At 70.4% G+C, this 2,065-nt stretch carries 3 protein-coding genes and 1 pseudogene; all 4 read left to right on the top strand.

The genetic code is table 11. From position 1 onward, the window contains the following. A pseudogene (locus ACPUER_RS36485) lies at positions 1–208 on the top strand (outer membrane protein assembly factor BamE); the annotation flags it as partial. Between the two features lie 65 nt (positions 209–273). Then, complete coding sequence (dapB, locus tag ACPUER_RS36480; RefSeq protein WP_425133549.1) at positions 274–1,071, top strand: 4-hydroxy-tetrahydrodipicolinate reductase; 798 nt, start codon at positions 274–276, stop codon at positions 1,069–1,071. A gap of 20 nt (positions 1,072–1,091) precedes the next feature. Further along, positions 1,092–1,760, top strand: a complete 669-nt coding sequence (locus ACPUER_RS36475) for a MotA/TolQ/ExbB proton channel family protein (RefSeq protein ID WP_425133548.1) — start codon at positions 1,092–1,094, stop codon at positions 1,758–1,760. A gap of 24 nt (positions 1,761–1,784) precedes the next feature. Continuing rightward, positions 1,785–2,065, top strand: a 281-nt coding sequence (locus tag ACPUER_RS36470) for an ExbD/TolR family protein (RefSeq protein WP_425133547.1), incomplete at its 3' end; no start/stop codon positions are given.

Genomic DNA, 2,065 nt, shown 5'->3' with positions numbered 1-2,065 from the left:
CCGCTTCGCGCCGGCCGCGCAGGCTTCCGGCGGTGCGCCGGTGCCGGGCGGCCAGCCGCCGGGCGCGGTGCCGGCGATCCAGCCGCAGTTCCAGTTCCATCGTCCGCCGCAGCCGAACGCGTCGAGCGAGGCGTCGCCGCCGGTCGGCCCGCAAGGCTCGGACACGCTGCAGAACCAGCCGCTCACCGCGCCGGTCCAGTCGCAGTAAGCGGCCGGCGTGCGGAAACGGGGCGGCTTGCGCCGCCCGCCTTTAGACCTGTCGTGTAGAAAGCCATGAAGATTGCGATTGCCGGCGCATCGGGCCGAATGGGCCGGATGCTGATCGAAGCCGTTCTCAACGATCCCGACGCACAGCTCGTCGGCGCGCTCGACCGCGCCGATTCGCCGTTCCTCGGCCGGGACGCCGGCGCGTTCCTCGGCAAGGAAACCGGGATCAAGCTGACCGACGACCTCGACGCCGTGTTCGCGCAGGCCGACTACCTGATCGATTTCACGCGCCCGGAAGGCACGATCGCGCACGTCGAGGCCGCGCTGCGCCACGACGTGAAGCTCGTGATCGGCACGACCGGCTTCACCGCCGAGCAGAAGGCCGAACTGCAGGCCGCTGCGGGCAAGATCGGCATCGTGTTCGCAGCGAACATGAGCGTCGGCGTGAACGTCACGCTGAAGCTGCTCGAATTCGCGGCCAAGCATTTCTCGCACGGCTACGACATCGAGATCATCGAGGCGCACCACCGCCACAAGGTCGACGCGCCGTCGGGCACCGCGCTGATGATGGGCGAAGCCGTCGCCGGCGCGCTCGGGCGCTCGCTCGACGATTGCGCGGTGTACGGCCGCCACGGCGTGACGGGCGAACGCGATCCGTCGTCGATCGGCTTTGCCGCGGTGCGCGGCGGCGACATCGTCGGCGATCACACCGTGCTGTTCGCCGGGATCGGCGAGCGTATCGAGATCACGCACAAGTCGTCGAGCCGCGTGTCGTACGCGCAGGGCGCGCTGCGCGCGGTCCGCTTCCTGTCGGCGCGCGGCGCCGGCCTGTTCGACATGCAGGACGTGCTCGGCCTGCGCTGACACCCAACGGGGAAACTCCGATGGCGATTCCCACCGGCGTTGTCCACTACCTCGAAAGCGGCGATGCGATCACGCATGCCGTTGCCTATGTGCTGCTGGCGATGTCCGTCGCCAGCTGGTGTTTCCTCTTCATGAAAGCCTGGCTGCTGGTCCGCGCGAAGCGGCAGGGGCCGCGCGCGCTCGCCGCGTTCTGGCGAGCGCCGTCACTCGACGCGGGCATCGCCGTGCTCGCCGGCGCCGATCGCGAGCGCGTGTTCGTGCCGCTCGCCGAAGCCGCGCGCGATGCGGCCGACGATCACGATCCGGCTGCGCTGGCCGCGCGCGTCGAGCGCGGCGAACGCGTGCTGCGCGCGTTGCGCCACGCGATGCTGCGCTCGCAGCGGCGTCTCGAATTCGGCCAGGTGCTGCTCGCGTCGATCGGCAGCACCGCGCCGTTCGTCGGGCTGCTCGGCACCGTGTGGGGCATCTACCACGCGCTCGGCAGCATCGCCGCGAGCGGGCAGGCACAGATCGAGAACGTCGCGGGGCCGGTCGGCGAGGCGCTGATCATGACCGCATTCGGGCTCGTCGTCGCGATTCCGGCCGTGCTGGCCTACAACATCCTCGGGCGGCTCGTGCGGCAGCTCGCGGAGGAACTCGACGGCTTCGCGCGCGACCTGCACGTGTTCGTGTGCGCGCAGGGCGTCTGACGCGCCGGCCCGGGAGGAGCGACCATGGCATTCGGCGGACTCGAGCACCACAAGACCTCCGCGCCGATGGCGGAGATCAACATGACGCCGCTGATCGACGTGATGCTCGTGCTGCTCGTCATCTTCATCATTACCGCGCCGCTGATGACGCACGCGATCCGGCTCGACCTGCCGAAGGTCGCGGCCAGCGTCGCGCGCGACACGCCGCAATCCGTCACGCTGTCGATCGACGACGCGGGCAAGCTGTACTGGGACGACGCGCCGGTTGCGCTCGACGCGCTGCCCGCGCGCTTCCGGGCCGCCGC

The organism is Burkholderia sp. DN3021 (assembly GCF_049805555.1).
Lineage (GTDB): Bacteria > Pseudomonadota > Gammaproteobacteria > Burkholderiales > Burkholderiaceae > Burkholderia > Burkholderia pyrrocinia_C.
The sequence above is the reverse complement of the archived record's forward strand: the minus strand, read 5'-3'. Positions and strand labels throughout refer to the sequence as shown.

Bases quoted from the DNA above. Each gene is read 5' to 3' on its own strand.
- dapB (WP_425133549.1), top strand. From the start codon at position 274: ATGAAGATTGCGATTGCCGGCGCATCGGGCCGAATGGGCCGGATGCTG.
- ACPUER_RS36475 (WP_425133548.1), top strand. From the start codon at position 1,092: ATGGCGATTCCCACCGGCGTTGTCCACTACCTCGAAAGCGGCGATGCG.